The 19,205-nt window shown below is 40.0% G+C and carries 13 protein-coding genes; 1 reads left to right on the forward strand and 12 read right to left on the reverse strand.

The annotated features are described in order from the left end of the window. The 12 genes from FD723_RS37030 to FD723_RS37085 all read right to left on the reverse strand — a co-directional run bounded on the left by FD723_RS37030 (window position 1) and on the right by FD723_RS37085 (window position 16,412). Window positions 1-3,612 (reverse strand): DUF3854 domain-containing protein, encoded by a 3,612-nt coding sequence (locus FD723_RS37030; RefSeq protein ID WP_179070173.1) that lies wholly within the window; start codon window positions 3,610-3,612, stop codon window positions 1-3. A gap of 47 nt (window positions 3,613-3,659) precedes the next feature. Further along, entirely contained in the window at window positions 3,660-4,142 is a 483-nt protein-coding gene (locus FD723_RS37035) for a relaxase/mobilization nuclease domain-containing protein (protein ID WP_256875359.1), read from the reverse strand. A gap of 10 nt (window positions 4,143-4,152) precedes the next feature. Next, a complete protein-coding gene (locus tag FD723_RS37040; protein ID WP_179070175.1) occupies window positions 4,153-5,928 on the reverse strand; it encodes a type IV secretory system conjugative DNA transfer family protein in 1,776 nt (591 codons plus the stop codon). A 1-nt stretch (window position 5,929) separates the two neighbouring features. Beyond that, entirely contained in the window at window positions 5,930-7,129 is a 1,200-nt protein-coding gene (locus FD723_RS37045; RefSeq protein WP_179070176.1) for a hypothetical protein, read from the reverse strand. Next, window positions 7,126-7,881, reverse strand: a complete 756-nt coding sequence (locus FD723_RS37050) for a hypothetical protein (protein WP_179070177.1) — start codon at window positions 7,879-7,881, stop codon at window positions 7,126-7,128. Before FD723_RS37050 ends, FD723_RS37045 begins: the two co-directional genes overlap by 4 nt. After that, window positions 7,878-9,680 carry a TrbI/VirB10 family protein gene (locus FD723_RS37055; RefSeq protein WP_256875360.1) on the reverse strand — a complete coding sequence of 601 codons (1,803 nt, stop codon included), beginning with the start codon at window positions 9,678-9,680 and terminating at the stop codon, window positions 7,878-7,880. Before FD723_RS37055 ends, FD723_RS37050 begins: the two co-directional genes overlap by 4 nt. Beyond that, on the reverse strand, window positions 9,677-10,468 hold the full coding sequence (locus tag FD723_RS37060) for a hypothetical protein (RefSeq protein WP_179070178.1): 792 nt from the start codon (window positions 10,466-10,468) through the stop codon (window positions 9,677-9,679). Before FD723_RS37060 ends, FD723_RS37055 begins: the two co-directional genes overlap by 4 nt. 147 nt (window positions 10,469-10,615) lie before the next feature. Next, complete coding sequence (locus FD723_RS37065; protein ID WP_256875361.1) at window positions 10,616-11,836, reverse strand: hypothetical protein; 1,221 nt, start codon at window positions 11,834-11,836, stop codon at window positions 10,616-10,618. Between the two features lie 6 nt (window positions 11,837-11,842). Beyond that, window positions 11,843-12,553 carry a hypothetical protein gene (locus tag FD723_RS37070; RefSeq protein WP_179070179.1) on the reverse strand — a complete coding sequence of 237 codons (711 nt, stop codon included), beginning with the start codon at window positions 12,551-12,553 and terminating at the stop codon, window positions 11,843-11,845. After that, window positions 12,554-15,373, reverse strand: a complete 2,820-nt coding sequence (locus FD723_RS37075) for a hypothetical protein (RefSeq protein ID WP_179070180.1) — start codon at window positions 15,371-15,373, stop codon at window positions 12,554-12,556. Window positions 15,374-15,429: 56 nt separating this feature from the next. Next, complete coding sequence (locus FD723_RS37080) at window positions 15,430-15,738, reverse strand: hypothetical protein (protein ID WP_179070181.1); 309 nt, start codon at window positions 15,736-15,738, stop codon at window positions 15,430-15,432. An 83-nt stretch (window positions 15,739-15,821) separates the two neighbouring features. Next, window positions 15,822-16,412: a hypothetical protein gene (locus FD723_RS37085; protein ID WP_179070182.1), complete on the reverse strand. Its 591-nt coding sequence runs from the start codon at window positions 16,410-16,412 to the stop codon at window positions 15,822-15,824. 718 nt (window positions 16,413-17,130) lie between these two features. Here FD723_RS37085 and FD723_RS37090 point away from each other — a divergent pair. Then, the gene (locus FD723_RS37090; RefSeq protein WP_179070183.1) at window positions 17,131-17,808 is read left to right on the forward strand and encodes a hypothetical protein; all 678 of its coding nucleotides are present in this window, start codon (window positions 17,131-17,133) and stop codon (window positions 17,806-17,808) included. Window positions 17,809-19,205 lie beyond the last annotated feature (1,397 nt).

Consider the following 19,205-nt stretch of genomic DNA (forward strand, 5'->3'; position numbering starts at 1 on the left):
TTACAATTCTAATTCCTGTGAATTAGTAGTACGTTGTTGAGTGTGAGATTTTTGGGAATGTACTTCAACCTTGGGCGTATAGGTATTGTTAATAACCTGGCTACGAGAATTGAGCAAATCCTGAATCACATCACTCAAAGGAGGAAGAGAAATATCAGTTTGCCCAATGTTCTGCTGCTCGAATTGACTTTGAAGTAGAATTTTTTGGTAAAGTTCACGTTGCTCTCCAATAGTCAGCTTGCCAGTTAAGACAAGTTTTTCACGTTTTGGGTTGTTGTACTGATTGGCAACACTAGACCAAGTTTTATTCGTTTCTAAATCGTGCCAATGAGAGGCGATGTCAGGATGGAGAGACACGGGTGTATCACGTTTTGGGTCAGAAGAAAACTGTGGCTGTGCTTCTTTTTGAACCTGCGATCGCAAATCATTAACAATGTGGGCTAATGGTGGAAGCACAATATTAGTACACCCATTGTGATTTATCTCGCTCCAGGCAAGATTTTGAATCTGCTGGTAGAGTTCACGCTGTTCACCAACAGTTAATTTTCCAGTTTGCTGAATTTTAGATTGAAATTCTAAATGTCCTTGCGCTACAGTCTCATGACTTGAACCATCTTTTTCTAACTGCTCCCAATACTGTTTCAAAACTGGATGTAGTGGTAGCACAGCGTTATCTAAGTTAGAAGAAAGTTTGGGTCGTTTTGTTGGTTGTGATGGTGTTGGTGTAGTTGAGTGTGATACAGCGTTGTGTTGTTTTGCAGAAGGAGAATTAGAGCTTACTCCTTGTGGATTTGATTGTGTCTTGCGATCTGGTACGTTGGGCGTAGATTGAGTAGATTGGTGTGACTGATCATCGTTTAAATTACGGGTAATTTCGGGATGAACGGGCAAGTCGATGTCACGGGTATCTGTCGGGTTGCCTAACATTGCTTTGTAATTAATATGCAGCTTTTGAGCCAATAGTCTTAACTTCTCCAAATCAGCTTCAGTGATAGCCATCGCTTGGACTTGATGAGTCATACCAGTGTCAGTTTTCTCAAACTGAAAGCGAACAGCTTCCCGATTTGTACCATTGTGTTCAGTTTTGAGTAATTGCAGAGTAGATGTATTGTCACTGGTTTGCCGAAAAATAATCCGGTAATTGCCCAAGGTTAAGTCATCTTTCTCGAAGCTAGTAATACTTTGTGTGAGTATTTTTAATACCTCGTTTTCTTTGAAACTTTCTAAAATATTGTGTGTGCCTTTAGGAGAGACTGAACCAACGACAGAAGCTATTTTGCGAGGGTCTTCATCAACAGAGGGCAATTCTTTCCCAGCTTTCAGGTAGTCAGCCACTAACAAAAACTCCTGCCTTTCAATAGGCAGAATGTTAATTTGTTTTTCTCCCCAAATTTTTGGCTCAGACTCTATTTCTGTGTAAGAAAGTTTAATATTGCCTACGTGTCCCCATTTATCAGCTTGAAAAGTCATTAACTCTACATCATCATGGCGACGAGAGATACTGTATTTATCAGCACCATGATTCTTGATTACAAAAGCATCAGCATGGTAGATTTTGCCACTGGTCTGCTGTTGTTCATCTTTAGCCTCAACACCATATTTTTTTAACAAAGTATAAGCAGCAAAAGCTATTTGTTTATTCTCGCTAGCTTCTAGGCGCTTTCTAAAAAAATTAGGCTCATAAACTGTAACATTTTCTTTTTTAGCCCAAGAAGAACTAGTTACAGGAGTTTCAGTTGGTTGGGCTGGCTCAGGGGCAACATCTATATGGATAATGTCTGAATCAATAACTTTTATATCTATAATCTGTGAACCAGGGTCAATAGGTGATTTAGCACGACTTTTTTTAAATACACCAATGTTTGCTTCTAATTCGGGATCATCTATCACAGTAGAGTCTCCTTTTTGTTGATCAATTTTTTTGACTGTGCCATCCTTGAGCTTGATAGTAAAACGTAAACTATCAAGTTGATTTTGATGCCATGACTCTAGAGATATAGCCCCGGCAGATAGCTTTTCAAAAGCTTCTTTTCCTTGTGAAACTATAAAATCATCTACACCTTTATCCGGCCCTGGCAGCGTTATTACTTTAACGACAGCACCTAATTCTTGTAATAAGCTTCCTGTCTGACAAATATCTCTTTGGATATTGAGCTTAGTTTCAGGCTTCGTTTCATAATCAAAGCAGATTTTGATTTCTCTACTCTTAGTTGCGAAAACAGCTAACTCATCAGCCAGATAGGAATCACCAATTTTCTTGCCCCACTCGTTTTTAGGTGAGCGATAGCCGGAGGAAATTCCCGGTAGCCCGATGGCAGCATGACCCTGGCTTAACAGACTAGCCGCCTTCTTCGCCCCCTCTGTAATGACGAGTGGGATATTGTGTTTATATACACAATACCAAAAACCATTCAAGCGATCGCTATCGCTGGGGTTTACTCCAGCTTTTGAGTAAATATTTTGGGCAATCACGCCTGGGACATCTAGCAAGAAAATACTCAAATCAACTGATGGTGGATGCTCATATTTAATGAACTTGCCTTCAACCGCAACAGTGAACCCATCTTTTTTCACGGTTTTGGGTCTGGGGCGGTTTGGCTTATAACATCCCCATTCTTTAATTTGAGGTTGCTCACCAGGGGTAAGATTAGCAAATGTGCGCGGGTCTACTCCTGAATTACACCACCAGCCACCTGCATCTAGATGGGAATAGAGTTCTAAAAGCCTAATAGAGAGGCTACCTGTATTTGTACGTGAGAGTTTGTCGCTGATCATCAGCCGTTCCCAAGCTTCATGTTCCCCACCGACATAGCTAAAATGAAGACTAGAGAAGTTGAGATGTGCAATATCTGGTGCGATCGCGCTGCCTACTACGAGTTCGTGCCAATGTTGCGGATCAATATGTTCTGGGTGATGAGGGATATGTTGAGTATTTTGTGGGTTAAGTTTTTCACTACTGATTGGGATTTTATGGTCGCTAATCAACTCTACTGTTAAATGCTTATCGCCAATTTCATGAGAATTAATCACTTCACTCTGCTCATAGTCTTCACGAATGTCATTCGTTTGCACAACATCTTCTTCTAAAATGGAGGAATTATCTACAATCCCCACAAATGACATATCTTTGATTTCACTTGCATCCGTGACGTAATCATTTCTGTTTGTAAAATATTGATATTCCAGAGTGTTATTGCTTTCAACTTGTATATTTAAAAAGTCAACAACTGTACCCGAAGGAGGAAGGTTTTTGGGAAAATTTGGGTTGGGTAAAACTGGAGGTAAATCAGGATCATGAGGGAAATTAGATGGTGTTATATCATTACTACCGGGGAGAAGTTTAGGCAATAAATATGCCATCATCTCTTCTACTTGTTCTATTGACTCATCTGTTACACCTTCAAAGTTATTTTTAGACCATTTCCACCCACCATCCTCGTCAGGAGTAAGAAAATAAGTTTCTTCCCCTATTTCGATTCGACATTTTAGATCAATAGCTGATTCGATTGATTTATAAATAAACTCTCCTAAAGGATAAATAAAAGCTCTAATAAAATGCTGACTAGCTCTAGCGTAAGCAGAAGTGAGTTGCAAATGTCGTTCATCAAACATATTTTTTGTTAGTTATTTATATACTGTGCCTTGTGCTGTACTCTTGTTTAAGAACAACAGTTGCAGCGGATCTGCAAATATTTATTATTAGCAGGGTTTTCTAAGATCCGAGAACAAGATTGACGTAAAACCTCATATTGTTGCCAGTTAGCCCCCAAGTATTTGATATCAATGAGCTTACCTTCTGGAGTAACCCGATTAAAAACAATATGAATGTAAACATTACTTGGATTAATATCAAAAAAACAAATGTACTGCAAATCATGCCAGCCAATACCGTGAATATATTGATTAACAATTTGAATACATAGTTGTTGATTTAGGTTAATATAAATATTTTTTAAACTAATAACAATATATATTCCCAAACTCTTAAGTCTTGGTCTAGTTCCAGACAAAGTATTAAAATCATCAATGATTTGAGTTGGAGGAATATTAATGTCAATGAAACTACCATTAGCGAGAATATACTGTTGAGATAAAGTTTTAATTAATTCAAAATTATCAATCTTCAATTCTTCAATAGTCATTTTCATAATATTAAAACCCGATATCAGAAGGAACTTGGTCTTGATTAACCATACTGCCAACGTTTTTTGATGTCAGACCGGGATTATTAGAAACCGCTTGAGGATTTTGGGGAATGGGAAAGCGTAACTCAACTTGCCTAACTCGTAAAGCTAAATCTTGCTGTGAGGGAAATTTCTGCGTACTTCTCCTAGCTAGTAAACTAACAATTCTCGCCCATTTAATTTGATTGTATTTCTCAATATTTTTGAGAGTCTGAGAAATTTTAATAGTTTTCAACAGTGGAACTGAACCTTCTTTTTTATTAGCATAAGTTGGGTTAATGAAAACGCATTTACCAGCAATTAACTTCAGAAATTGAGCCGGTTCAAAAAGCTTTCTCGTTTTCTCTTGGTCGCTGATGCTCGTGCTATTATTTTTACCCCCAGTAGAACGGCTTTTTTGCTTGTACTTAATCTCTTCATCACCCAAAAAGTTGGAGAATAATTGCGCCGACTCGTTCTCACCAGGATTGAATATAAACTTAGTGCTGCAAGCGCCAAGGATAGCCTTAGCGATATCTTTACCGTAGTTCTTCTCAAGCTGCCCCATATTTTGGAAGCCAATAATACCGCAGAAGCCCTCAGAACGAGATTCATTCAGCCATCTATATAAATCAGGTAAGTAAATTGAAGGTAATTCGTCCAATGCAACGATTAATGGATCAAGTCGCTTTTTGGCAATGTTACGGGCGATGGTCATGTGTAAAATGCTGGTCATTAGGGGCCCTACTGCATCTCGGCGTTCTCTGTCTAACCCGAAAATAATCATCTGCTTTCCTTTAATTTCCAAAGGTAAAGTTGTCTTACCGATGAAACAGCCTAGTGTGTTTTTCGCCATAAAGCGAGTGAACATAATACTGGCGGTAGCAACAATGCCTGCAACAGTTTTTTCAGATGCAGCAGAACTGAACAGTTGCCCAAAGGCAATTTTTACCCAAGGATTGAGAGAAGCAGCCATCAGGCGTTTGACCATAAGTTCGCTAGAAAGTATCGCGGCGCAAGTCATAACATCCGCGAATTGACCGAACTCTTTAGCTAACATTAGAATTGCCTGAGTCAGCTGATCACCGGATGGGCCAAAGAATCCATCTTCAGTTGAATTGCCCAGAAGTCGAAAATTCTTATTGATGACGGTTGAAATTTGTCGGGATGATTCGGCATCACTACTATCCCGGAGAAAATCTAAAGGATTGCAGACTTCAGATTCAGGGAATCCCGGTGCAAAGATGTGAACATCATAGCCCTTGTATTTGGCGTAGGCAGCAACTTTCGCTTGAGAAGGGTATTTAAAGTCATAAACTATACATGGAAATTCTTGATCAATTGCTGAGTAAATCATCGGGTTAATGGCGCTGAATGTTTTTCCACTACCGGGAGCGCCGATAACTGCTGTACCTCTTTGCACATCAGGGATATAGAAAGTAGTGCCATCACCTTTTCCCTGATGCTTACCAATGTAAAGTGCCGCACTATCACATTGGGGATTGACAATTTGCAAGATGGCTTTTTTCTGAGCAGTAGCAGTTTCTTTACCACTACCCCAATAACTGGTAGCGATTTTCTTTTTGTTACCATCGCCAAAAAATACCCTCATCAAAATATAAGCACCCAGTAAAGACAAAACTGTTAGTCCATTGGGGGTGAAAAGAGAGTGAGTATACTTGCCAATTGCGTCATTATGATTTTGTAATTGCTCAAATCGAAATCCTTGAGGATTAGCGTTATTTATTTTGAAAGATTTGCTCATTTTAAGGTAGAGAATTGGGTTGACCAAGAACGATAGGGTCTTTCTCTTGGTACTCAATAAAAGGTACAGGCCCTATGAAGTATGGACTGCAAGTGCGACCAATGAAAGGGATGGTTTTACAAATACGGAAGAACATAGTAGTCTCCACCTTTCCACTGCCTTCATAAATATTCCAAACAACTTGCTTAAAGCTGGAACCAAAGGGGTTTCGACCAGTAGGCTCTTTACCATCATTAAGAGCTTTTAAAATGCCAAATCCACCATTAACCTTTTGGAATTTCCCGGATATCCACTGTGTTCCAGTAGTCTCACCAATGCCGGACATTTCTGTATGAGCGCAATTATTTTGTAGACAGGGAACATTAAAGCCATCTTGGTAGCTACCAGATATGGAACGGGTACGGTTAGCTTCAATATCTCCCAATGGCAGATCAACTTTGGCAACAAATGAAAGGTCAAGTGTTCTCAACCCCGGTAAATTATCCCAGGTGAGTGTTGATAATCCTGGTACACCATCAATTCTGGAGTCTTGCCAATTCCCAAATCGATTAATAGATGTGTTCTGGATATTAGGAATGGATGTCAAAGGATAATTTTTTAAATTAATTACTCGACCAAGTTGAACATTACTTAAATTCTCATAGCGGCTGAGATTAGCAATTGTGCTGCCATTAATGCCAAATCTTCTAGCAAAATCACGGATAGGTATAACACTATTAACATTTCTATTACCCAAATTAGGAACGGCTTTGACCAAATTTGGTAAGGTCTGCCATTGAGTTAATTGAAAATCATCTAATGTTAACCTACTTAAATTGATTCCTTGTACTGAAGCTATGGTTGAGAGATTTAAATTTTCTATTGCTAATTGAGGTGTTTCAAAATCTCCCAGTTCCATAAACTCGCTAATGCTTTGTCCTGCCGTCCAGGTTCTAGTTTCTGTACCTCTTGTGCCTGGGTAGGTAACACTGTTACTTTCAGAAATAATCATGTCGCTAAAACGCAAGCGCGACCAATCAGGAGTAAACCCATTAGGAGAATTTACAATGGGTACTTGTGCTGAAGCCTTGGGCAGCAAAAAGCCTACTAAAGAGTTCAATAGCCCATATCTTATGAAACTATGAATCAATAAGCTACCTAATAAACTAAAAAAGATTAGGTAACGTAAGGCGTTATCATTGAGGCGAAAAGATGATTTCATAAACTATTACCTTGTCTTAAGTTATCAGAATTATTATTCAAAGCAATTAATTTGTTAACTAAGTCTTGAGAGACATCAGCCTTATTAGTAGCAGTAGAAATGTCATCACCTGCTTGTAAATAACCAATTAACTTTTGCAAACGCTGGTGTAGTTCATCTTGCTGAAGAATCCATCCACTTTTAATAGCGACAACAATACCGCCTCGAATTTGGTTAATTGTTTGCTGTGTTTTAACTAATGATTGCAATTGAGGTTTTGGGGCTGTTTGTTCTCGTGCCAGATCATTCTGGATCGTTACCTGACTATATTTAGGAGTGCCATTACTTGTTGCTAGCCGAAAACTGTAAGCTTTACGCTCCCCAGAGGATGACTGCGTAATTACTGTTAACAAAGTGGTAGATGTTTGCGGTATTCCGGGAATGTTTATTCTCTTGATCCGTCGCAGATGAATCAGCCCAGCACCGGGGCTAGAGCAATTCTGATCCAGTCCCTCTAAACAACCATCTGTGTCAAGCAGAATTTGCGACGGATCATCTAACCAGACTTTTTTAATTGTCTCGCCAATTTCATAGAAAGAAATTGCTACACCGTGACCATTCCAAACGTTGATAGTTTGTAGTTTCGCAGCCGTACCACTAGCTTGAGTTTGTTTGATGGTGCGAACGACTGGTGCGGCAATTGTGGATAGTGGAGTCGCGGCGAGAGCCAACGCTAGAGTGCCGCTTGTAACTGTGTTAATTATGCTTTTCATGGCAACTCTAAAGAGCGATTTACATTAAAGGTAACTTTGGTTCCCTGTGGAATAAACCAAGTATTGGGGCGAGAAGTAATTTCTTGAGTAGTACGTTGATTACGTTGACTAAGATTTTGACTAACTTGACCAAAAAAACCTGACATTAACGCACCAGTAATATTGCGCTGATTGCCACTACTACGTTTGCGAATCCTGCCTGTGAATTCATCAGAAATTTCTTCTTCACTATCCGGTTGGTTCATAATCTCCCCAACCTTCCCTAATGCAGACACAGCGCCACCAAACAAGTCACTACGGGCAATCTCGCCACCCCTGTCCTGAAATCTTCGAGCTATTAGGGGTCTACCACCAACTCCTGTCACGGAAATCGCACCCGCAGAAATCGGATATTCTGTATTATCTAATATGATCGCTCTGACATAAGCGACAGCGTAACTGCCGCCATCAACTGAAGCTAACTCGACTGCTAGCATTGTTCCCGAAGGAATTGCCACTTGCCCATAGTTATCGCGTAAATCCTCTTGCAGTCTAGCGACAGACCTAGTGTTATTAGAGGTTGGTGTTTGTGTCTGTGTCTGCCCTGAATTATTAACTGTGGCTTGAATTAAAGATGTAACAAGGACACCACTAGCAAAAGTGCCAACGGTAAGGTAGCGAGTTTGTTTGCCTTGGAGAATTTGGCTTTCTTGAGGTAAATAATTGTTAGCTAAAGTAATCTTGTTAACTTTAGAAGTTGCTTGCCACCTGGGGCGGATCTTTTCAATCGACTCGCTTGAGTTTTGCGGCGTGGTTTGGTCAAAATTATTTGTATCTGTTTGTTCATTCGGTTGATTTTGAACTGCTTGAGTTTGAGAAAGATCCGGATCTAATAAAGATTGTTTGCTGGTGCTAGTTTCGGCGTATGCGATTTTGCCGTAAGAACCGATGCCACGGAGTTTGTTCAATTGCTCAAGGGGATCTAGGGGCGTTACTGTCCGTGCAGATATAGAGGTTCTTGGAGAAAAACTCGTGCGTGTTGGTGGCTCAGTGTAGGTTCTAATCGCTTGTGGAGTAGTCTGAGTTACGCGACGTGGTTGTGTATTTTGAACAGAATGTGGCGCTGGTTGTGGAGATGGTGGGTTAGATGGCACGACCTTTTGGTTTACTGAAACTGGTACTGGTGCTGGTTGGTCAAATTTATTTTTGTTAATGCGACCTAACTCATCTTCTTGATCCGACAGAGCGAGTTTTGCACGCGCATCACCGTCTCCATCATCACTTTCTTGGGCTTGTTCAGTGGTGGGTATTTCCTGCGTTTTCAGACCAATCTTTGGTGCTGGTGCGGGATTGAAAACGCCATTGAGCATCAAAAATATCGCTAAAAATCCAACTCCAAAAGGGACAGCAATTATTGCTAGTCTTGACCAAGGAGAAGTGACAATTGTGTGCTTAGTCGCTACTAATAAACTTTCCGGTTCTGGTGCTTTATTACCATTAGTTTTATTAACATCATCTAGTTCAAGCAAATCCTCTATAGTCGATACAGACCCATTTTTATCAAGAAAGGCAGAGGGCAGGAGGCAGGAGGCAGAAGGGAATGCTGTTTCCTGTCCTCTGCCCGTGACCAAAGGGAACTTGGGTTCAAGATCCTCACTAAACTCTTGTTTAGCGGCTCCAAGACAGGAGGGGTTTCTCTTACAAAGTTGCTCCTCTTGGGGAGACCCCAAGACCGCACTTTGCGCTGAATCCCCTTCTGACTTGTTCCTTCTGCCCTCTGCCTCCTGCCTCCTGCCTTCTTTATTATTCTCTTTACTCATTTTCTTTTGCCCAAATCTAAATCGACAATTTCGGTAATTTCTAATCCGGCCTTCCTTGCCGAATAAATTTTCTTAGACAGTTCACTAGTATTAGCTGGGATATACTCTGGATTAGAAATTGATGAAAGTGTAATGGTTTTATTAAAAGTAATCCCTTTGCCGGAATTATCACTACGTTCAAAAGTTACCAGCGTCCCAATAAAATCTATTTCCCATTTTCCATCTCTGAGTTGCCGTGGCTGTGAAATAAATCTAGGGATTAAAGATACTTGCGTATCACCATTAAATATGCTCGTGGGAGTAATTGAAGCTAATTTTTTCAGAAATGCGGCTCTAAATCCTCCATTTTCACTCAACGCAAAGGCAGCATCATAAGCTTTACTTGTGACTCGACTATTAGATTTATTATTAATTTTGCCTACTTCTACCCCAGTATCTTGCTTAGTTATTGGCTCACCTTTTTCATTGAAAACTTGTACTATTCCATCCCAATTAAACATCTTAATGAAGGTATCAGAAATAAACTTTTTAATTACTTCATCAGAGCGCTTTTTAGGGTCTACTGCTCTAGCGGAAATCGTCTCACCTGATGATAATTGTACCAGGGCTAATTGCTTTTGATTTAGTATGCTGATTGCCCCATAATTGAGAAATTGTAATAAGAGGGAAAATCCCGCCATTGAAAACCCAACTAAAGAGATTATTCCAACTCGTGTTGTCACGTATTTGTTGTAACTAAGTAGTTGTAATGGTTCTCTGGGTTGAGTTTTACTTTTTTGATTCAGCATAGGTTTTATTGTCAGAATTCAGGAGTCAGAATTCAGGAATCAGAATGTTAAAGAAGAAGAGTGAATTATTTTCAATCAATGGAAGAGTTATGCACTCATTGCTTTTAAATTCTGGCTTCTGAATCCTGAGTGCTGAATTCTTACGTTTTATTTAGCTAATTTTCCGACTAAACTACCGCCTTTAGTAGCAACACCTTTAGCAACCTCAATGGCAATTGAACTATAAGTTTCAGCAGCTTTATTAATTTGAACTAAAACAGAAATGCCACCACCAGCTGCTAAACCTGTAGCTAAGAATGGCGCAATTATACCAATTGTAAATAGGAAGAACATTGGCTGATAAGATTTAGAATCAGCGACTAATTGCCCAGCGAAGCCAACAATGATATTGAAGCAGAGCTTGCCAAAACCTATACTGAAATATCCTACTAACCAACTGTAGATTGATTTAGCTCCGTAAGGTAGCAGAGAACCACCAACAGCTACAGGCCCCAGCAGTGCTGTTACGAGCATAGTCAGTTCAATTCCCCATTGATAAGCCCCATTCATCCCGACTAGAATGATAGTAATTACGTCTGTTATCGCCGACCCGACAAAGGCATTAATGGGAGACATAATTACATCTGTAACTGTAGCTTTTCCTTGAGCTACGTCCTTGTAAGAATCGATAGCACCATCAATCGCATCGATAAACCAAGAAAATACCCCATTATTTTTATTAAATTTATCGGGATATGTCTTCGTTAAATCTTCCTTCGCTTTTGTTAAACAGTTGATCTGCTCTTGTTGACTTAAGGATGAATTTTTGCACTTACTAACAGCTAGTCCGATAGCGCTACGTGCAGCTTCAGTGCCTAATGCACTTTCGTATGCTTTCTTGAGATCAATTCCTGCCGCCGCCTTACTAAGAACTATATTGTTTACATTATTAATATAGTTCCTAATTCCTAATGTTGAATTACCTAAAACTTTTCCGTTATTAGATAGCAAAATAATTACTATTAACGGCCAAATAAAATCTGTATAAGCTCTTTGTTCTTCCCCCGCCATCATTTTTTTTGTCCATTCAACGACAAAGAAAGTTAGTGTTGCTATAGCGAATAAAGCACCAACGTCACAAACTGCCCAGTATACGCCTCCATCAAGAGTATTAACCCACAATTCGTCAAATCCTTTCGCTACTGAAGCTGAATTTTCTTTTGCTAAATCAGCTAAATCGCCACCATCTAGTTTGGCTAGTAAATAGTACATAGTTAATATCCTTTTTTGACCAATATTTATCAACCACTCGTACAGAATTAATGCAGCAATTCTGATCGGAGGCGGAGCAACTCCTGCTTTGCTCCTGAGTTCTGAATTCTTCTTCATAAACCTTTAGTCGTCAGCAGATGTCGCATTTAACCGTGCATTAAGTACGACTTCATGTACTAGAGACAATCTGCCATCTTCTTGGGAGTTCTCCTTTTGCCTTTGGGAATCAAGATGCTCCGCTACTTGCGTTAGCATCAAGTTAGAGTAAGCATTGTCCTGTCGGGCTAATAAAGAATCGGTACGCTGCTGTGCCAACATTGACACAATTAAGCCGTTCTGAGACGCGATCGCTTTGAGAACATTCTGAGAAGCGTCCATATTCTGCGCCTCATCAGCAATACCTTTTGCAAGTTTAGCGATTTGTGCAGTAGTATCAATTTTTTCTTGAGTTTGCTGCTGTCCTTTTTTTCCAATCACGCTGGCAATCGAGCCAAGCGTCAATTCACGCTCTAGCTTCTGTGCTTTTTCTTGGGCGACAGGATAAGAATAATCATCCTTGAGCGTATTTTTCAATTGTTCAGCCGAAGCGATTGGGTCAGGCGCACCCAATTGTCCAATAGAACTATCAATTGCCGCATTAGCATTTTCTTTGATGTCACCCCAAGCACTGTTAATCTCACCCTTGGCCCATGCTTGAATTTCCGAAACTTCTCCTTGAAGATCCGATACGATAGAACTAAAAAAATCGTTGATGCTGATGCCATAGCTAGGTGCAGCAATAAAGAAACTGCCAACTGTAGCAGAAAGTATTACCCCAATTGTCCGCTTGTTCATTTAAGCTACCTGTCTTGTATGTGATTTTGAAAGTAAATTCTTCGCTAATTCTGATAACTCTTCCCCCCGAATCATTCTGATATAATCCTCACTAAATTTGACTAACCCAAGTAGAGGATTATCTTGATAGTGCTTGAGAAACAAACTGCGTAATTCTTGTTCGTTTGGATTATTAGCAACTGAAGCTAATAAACAGTAAGCAGGATAATAGCGACAGAATGTGAGTTTGCCGTTATCATCAAGCAACCATTGTGAGTAAATCCCCGACTTTTTTGGATAAAAAGCTTCTGTACTGTTGACCCTGATGATTTCAATAGGATATTTAAAGCGAACAATAAACGGGTCAACGGCTGATGATTGAATCCTGCCTACTAAACGTGTAGTGATATTGGCAAATATCTTCTGTGCAGATGCGCTCTGATATATAGTCTCTGGTTCTTGGGCAGAGATGATGACGCGGATACCAGACTTCGCACCATTGGCACACAATCGCCCAATCAACGAGGCGATAGCATCGAATTGAAACAAGATTGGTGCTTCATCAAGGAAGAAGATCGAAGCTTTTGATGATAATGCACGACGTAATGCCGCAGAATATGCACTAAGAGCGAGTATGGCAGCATCAGCTTCACTCGATAAATTACGTAAAGCGAATACTAACAATTTGGCATTAGTTCTAAAACTGGATGGGCGTGAGATTGATTGTCCTACCCTGGTACTCAACCAATAATTTATTCTCAGCCTGATTTGCTCTAAGGCTTCGGAAATCTCTTGACTCTTACTAGCAATAGAATCTAATTGTATGAAAGCTGGAGAACAAAAATTATAAAAATCTTTGAGTGTCGGAGTCTCGTTCCAATATTGAGTCCCAAATCCATTTTGTATTGCTGACTTGTAGCGTGATTTAATTTCATCATCATTAAAAAATGTTTTTAAAGCTAAAGCAATGATTGACTCAATATTGGTGGTAATCGTTGGGCTGACACCAATCATGCTCGTCCCCATCACCATTGTCATCAGCACTGATTTGAGAAATTCCTTAAAATCGTTCAATCGCTCATTTCTCAGTTCTGCATCCAGAGAGCGTAAATCAGGAAGTTCAAAAAGATTGTTTGATTCTTTGGAGATGTCAAAGTATGCCCCATCTTCACCCAGCAGATTGGTGTAGTCGGTGAAAGTGGATGTCCCGTCTGGCTTGGGATAGTCTAGTGCCACTACCGGAATATCTTGTGCAAGTGCCGGGGTAAGAATACCTGCCACCAGCACTGATTTACCTGAACGAGTTGCGCCAAAGACTGCCAAATTCTTATGATTCTGGTACAAGTCTAGATGTACTGGTGTGCCGCCTTCTTCTGCGATTAACTCAAACCCACTGCGATCGCCTGTAGCAGTCCTGATCAATGGCATCAGCCCTGGTGCTTCCGAACTAAAATATGGCAGTCGGCGGTTAAAAGGCTTGGTTAACAACGGCTCCCAAACAAATGGGCAACACTGCAACCATGTCTTCCAGGCGTATTCAATCTCCCGGTCAACTACCGCCGGACGCAAGAAATAGCTGGCAAGATATCGGCAAGCTTCGTCTAATTCCCGTGGGGTTGGGCGGTGGACGAGAAAAGCAACTGCGGTATGCACTACTACACTACCTTTATATATTGTCTTCTGCGCCTCTACCGCTTCTTCAATATTCATGCCTGATTTGACATCAATATTTCCTTTCTCTGTAGATAAAGAAGTGCTGGTAATTGATTGCTTGGTAATGCGTTGAAGATTTGTTTTAGAGATAGTTTGATTTGCCTTTGTTACCTGACAAATAACCTCGGTATCATAAATACTATCTCTAGAAATTAACTCCCACAGATATCGCAATTGAGCTTGCTCGTCATACCACCCCCCTGGCTTTTGGCTGAAGTTGAGCGCCCCAATATATTTATTTTGTAGTTTTACCCATTTTCTATCGAAAAATGGTACAGACTCCTCATTCTCTAACATCTGGTGGCGGATGTGAAAATCGCTCGTCTGAGTTTCTACTATTCCATCTATTGGGTCAATTTTTAATGGATTAGGGATTGCCGGAGGAGTAGAGCAATTAAGCTGTTGCCAAATTGTTGACCAAATTTCTTCAGCACTTAAAACCCTAATCCCCAACTTCATCTTGTTGCCCAGGATAGCTGACCACTGTAAAAATCCATCGTTAAATGAATTTTGCAGAATATTTTCAATTCTAGTATTGTTATGGGCGTGAATTTCACCTGTAAAGCGAAACCAGCCCTTTTCTAATTTTCTAATCAGAGATTCTATAAAATCCTTAGACCGTTCATCGTCATCAATAACAGTGTAAGTACACCATAGTCTCAAAAACTTATTCTTCCTAGCTCCACTTTCCGTTAGTTTTTTAGTCCTTAATCTTTCACTACGTATTAACAATTTTAATTGGTCAATCTGACAATTACTCTCTAGCTTGGACAGTTCTTCTTGTCGGTGATAATCAGACGTAAAAGAACCTAAATGTATTGTTAAGTTTTCCCCTTCGGGAATTTCTTTTAGCCCCGCTTCTATCCCCTCAAAGATCGGCAGCATTTGCGATGATTCTAAATTCGGATGAATCCCTAAACAATCAAAGCAGAATTTAATTTGAATATTTTCACCTTTTTTAAGAATTAATGCGCCTACGCCCTGCCTACCTCCTAAGTTGAGGTCGCAAATACCCGCTAAATGGATAATATCTTCAAAGGGAGTGAGCATTTTCACAACACTAATCTGCTCCTTTTCTAATGCGACTTTACCTAATTTATCTTTAACTTTCTTAGAAGAATTTGGCATAACTTTACCAATCACTGAAATTTAATTATCTTCAAAATTGCGAATTGCGAATTGCGTTAGCGGAGCGGGGCGTTAGCAAGAGTGCGAATTGGTTTATGTCTCATATATCCCCTACTAATTCGAGGGACGCTGACGAACTTACCGAAAAAGTCTTTATTTGTAGAAATTGTCCACCATGTTGCCCATCCCCAAGCAATACTTAATCCTGTACCCAACCAACTTGTTTTCAGTAGATAATTAAAGATAAATACATTGACTACTGCTATTAATGTCCAGGCAAATATTTGATCGGCAGGGAATGGCCCTAGTCTTGGTCTTTCTCCTAAAATCCGATTTACTGTCCGAAAATCATGTTTATTTGACATATTTACTGAATTTAATCAAGAGTTATCAGCTATTAATTCAAATACGTATTTATCAATAACTGATAACTTAAAAAGCTTTCTTACTAAACCTGAACAATCAAACCAGTAATTAAATCTCCAACAAAAACTGCCATAACTATGATTAATGGAGTTCTTGCTAGCGTCTGCCAGTCTTCATCATTCCGGGCAGATTGAATAATCCGAACTAGACTGATCCCAACATATAATAGGAATAAAGCTCTTAATACATTGAAAAAAAGCGCGATAACTGCTGCTGTTTGTCCATTGCCGGCATTACCAAAAGTGGTGGTCATCCAAGTTTGAGCATTATTGAAGAACTGAGCATTAGCTGGAGCCGCCGCAAAATCAATTAGGCAAATTACTGCTAACAGCGCAAATAACACTGCATAGAGATTAATTCCATACTTACTTTGTAGTTTATCGAAGTTAGTAAATAATGCTTGTGACTGTTTCGGCAAGGCAATCACGATGGCAGACGCAATCATAAATCCACCCATCAATATATTGTGGACGGACATCTCTGCTATCATCAACACACCAGTCACACCCATCAGTGTGAGTGTGCCTTTTTTCGCCCTGTCATTCTTCTCCTCAGCTAAAAGTGTTCCTGTTGCTGAAGCAGCAAAATCTGGGTATCCGTAGTCAGTACGCATCTGCTTTCGTTCTCCTGAACGATGTCTTGAGGGATAGGCACATTCTTAAATAAGTCAACCCCAAAATCCACGTACCCTGGTACGGAAAAAAACAGAACTGTAGTACTGTATAAACATTTCTAACAGCAATCATCTACGTAGATAAAAATCTCTTTCTTGTATTATCAGTCTTTGTGCTTGATATACTCACATCCTTAATCATTGATTAGTATAAATATTTGTGCAAACTCTTCAGTAAGTATCAAATATGGGGGATTGACTATTGACTATTTTTATGATGTAAAACGTCAAAATTAGCTTTAATAAAGTTTGGGGGTTTAAGTTAAGAGCTTAATTAAAATCCCCGTTACAAAACTTACTTGCGACTGCGAAAAAGTCACTTGCGACTTGAGTTTAACTTTCCCTTCGATACCTCACCATGTTTTGCATCATAACTAAAAACTGTTAAAACTTGATTGCATGTATAGAAGAAATATGTATAATACTTGCAGCTTGTACTTCAGCATTTGTTAGAAGTAGATATTTGGTCAAGCAAGGAAATTGGGAATTAATTTTCAGTCAGGAGTCAGAATTCAGGAGTCAGGAGCCAGAATGTTGCAGAAGAGTGAATTCTTTTCAATCAATAGAAGAGTTATACCCTCATTGCTTTTAAATTCTGGCTTCTGACTTCTGGGTGCTGAATTCTTACAATTTTCACGCATCATTTGTTGGAGTATTTATGAATAAAAGAAAAATATTTGCAGCACTTGTTTCAATAGGTGTAGGACTATACTTAGGAGCTTGCCAGTCTAATGCGGACAAGGTTGCTCAGGCAGAGAATGACTTAAAACAGGCTTATGCGGCGGCAAGTGATGATGAGCAAAGCCAAAAAGATAAGGAAGTACAGGAGCAAATAAGGCAATATGTAGAAGAGACACCTAACTTATATAGAATAACTTGGAAGGTATGCGGAGACGGGAACGCTCCGTACAAAAACGGAACAAGGTGCAACGAAACCAAAATCCCTCCAACTAAGGGATATTTCCAGCCTGTCTATGTGTGGGGAGCGAATGGAGTCCAATTTGTTAACAAACAGGACTTTGTAAGAAATTTTTGGACTACAGGATTATTCGTCAAATCAAGAGGGTGCTTAAATTTAGGGAAGCCGCGAGAAGAAGGCTTGTACAATGTGAAAAATTTCATGCTCAAGAAAACAGGCACTACTCCTACGCCAGAGAATGTAAAAGTTGAAGTTTTGTTAAAAGAAGAGAAGCAAAAGGTAGTGCAACAGGCTTTTAAGGATGCAGAAGTAGAAAATTATGCGCTGAAAAATTTCGGTGTGTCAGCAACCACAGGATTAATACCCACTGGGAAAACTTGCTTAACAGTAGACGAATGGAAGAAAACGCAATCGTAGTAAAAATCAGGCACTAGTAGTCTGCCAAGGTAACGCAAGCGTGGTGGCAAGCAGAGAGGCAGAGGTGCGGAGGGGCAAGGGGGAAAGAACTTGTACAAATCTCTCCTCTGCTCCCCTGCTCCCTTGCTCCTCTGCCGACCTCCACCCAGCAATTTTGGGTTGGCGAACTACTAGTTGTTAGAGAGATCACAGTTCAACCTCCGCAATTACTTCCCATTCCAGCACCACCAGCCACAGATATCTAAATAGTCCAGCGCAGCGATCGCTTCCCATTGCAGCACCACCAGCCAAATCGGTTTGGGGTCAGAGGGGAATGGCACGCTTGTTAAGCTGAAAGGTAAGCAGCATAGGGATTGCAGAGGAGCAGGGGAGCAAGGGGGCAGAGGGGAATTTCTAAATATCTGAACGCAATGCCTAAAATTTCTTCTTTCTCCCCTGCTCCTCCGCTCCTCTGCACAAGAGCTGCCTCAACGATTTTCCCTTTTCAAGCGTGCCATTCGGGTCAGAGGGAACAGTGAAACCCAAAATTTTTGATGTGAGCAGCGCAGTCAACAGCGATCGCCGTTTCTAAGTTAGTTCAGCCAGTAAATAGTTTTGCTCACGCACATCAGTTATTTAGCAAAGTTTTGTAGTTTTTTATACTTAAGTTTTGCAGTCATTAATTACTTCATGCTTATACTAAGGGATGGCGTAACCGCAAGAGCGTAGCTGATCGCTCTATGAAAATCGCAATTTGCCGACCATTGGTCGGCAAAAACTTAATTATGATTCTGAAAAACTAATCCTTTATATGAGCCAAGATCGAGGGTGTTAAAAGGAGCGGGAATTTGCAGAACACTATGCCATACGATGTCTGTACCTTCCCTTATGCCCTCTGTATTACTGTATTTTTGTAATCTAAAACACCTTGTATTACGCAATTATTATTACTGTAGGCAGCGCTATGCAGTAAAACTTTCTGCATTATACTCATCTAGGTAAATAGGCTAAATGAACCTAACATAAGCTTATTCGTTTACCTAGACAAGTATCATGATACAGCACGGGGATTTCGTTCGATGTTAAAGTTGTATTTTTAACTGTATAATTTACGACCTCATAAACTAACTCGCAATCAGCTAAAGTCCCTTCGGCCATCAGGGAGCATCTTGGCGTTCACCCTGAAAATTGATTCAGGACAAGTTCGGAATCAATTGCAGAACAGTTTGAGTTTTTGGCACGCAAGTTTTACCCATTTCTTGAAGAATTTTTTATAGAGGAATCAAACCACTCTCAAAAAATAAACTAAAAATGACTCTATAGTTTTATGGCGTGATAGCGATTAAATAGCGGGCTATTCGGATAAGGCTTCATTTGGCACTGAAGCAGGGGGAAATTTTGTACAAGTTTCTTAAAAT

Origin of the sequence: Nostoc sp. C052 (assembly GCF_013393905.1) — a bacterium.
In the GTDB taxonomy this organism is placed as follows: Bacteria; Cyanobacteriota; Cyanobacteriia; order Cyanobacteriales; family Nostocaceae; genus Nostoc.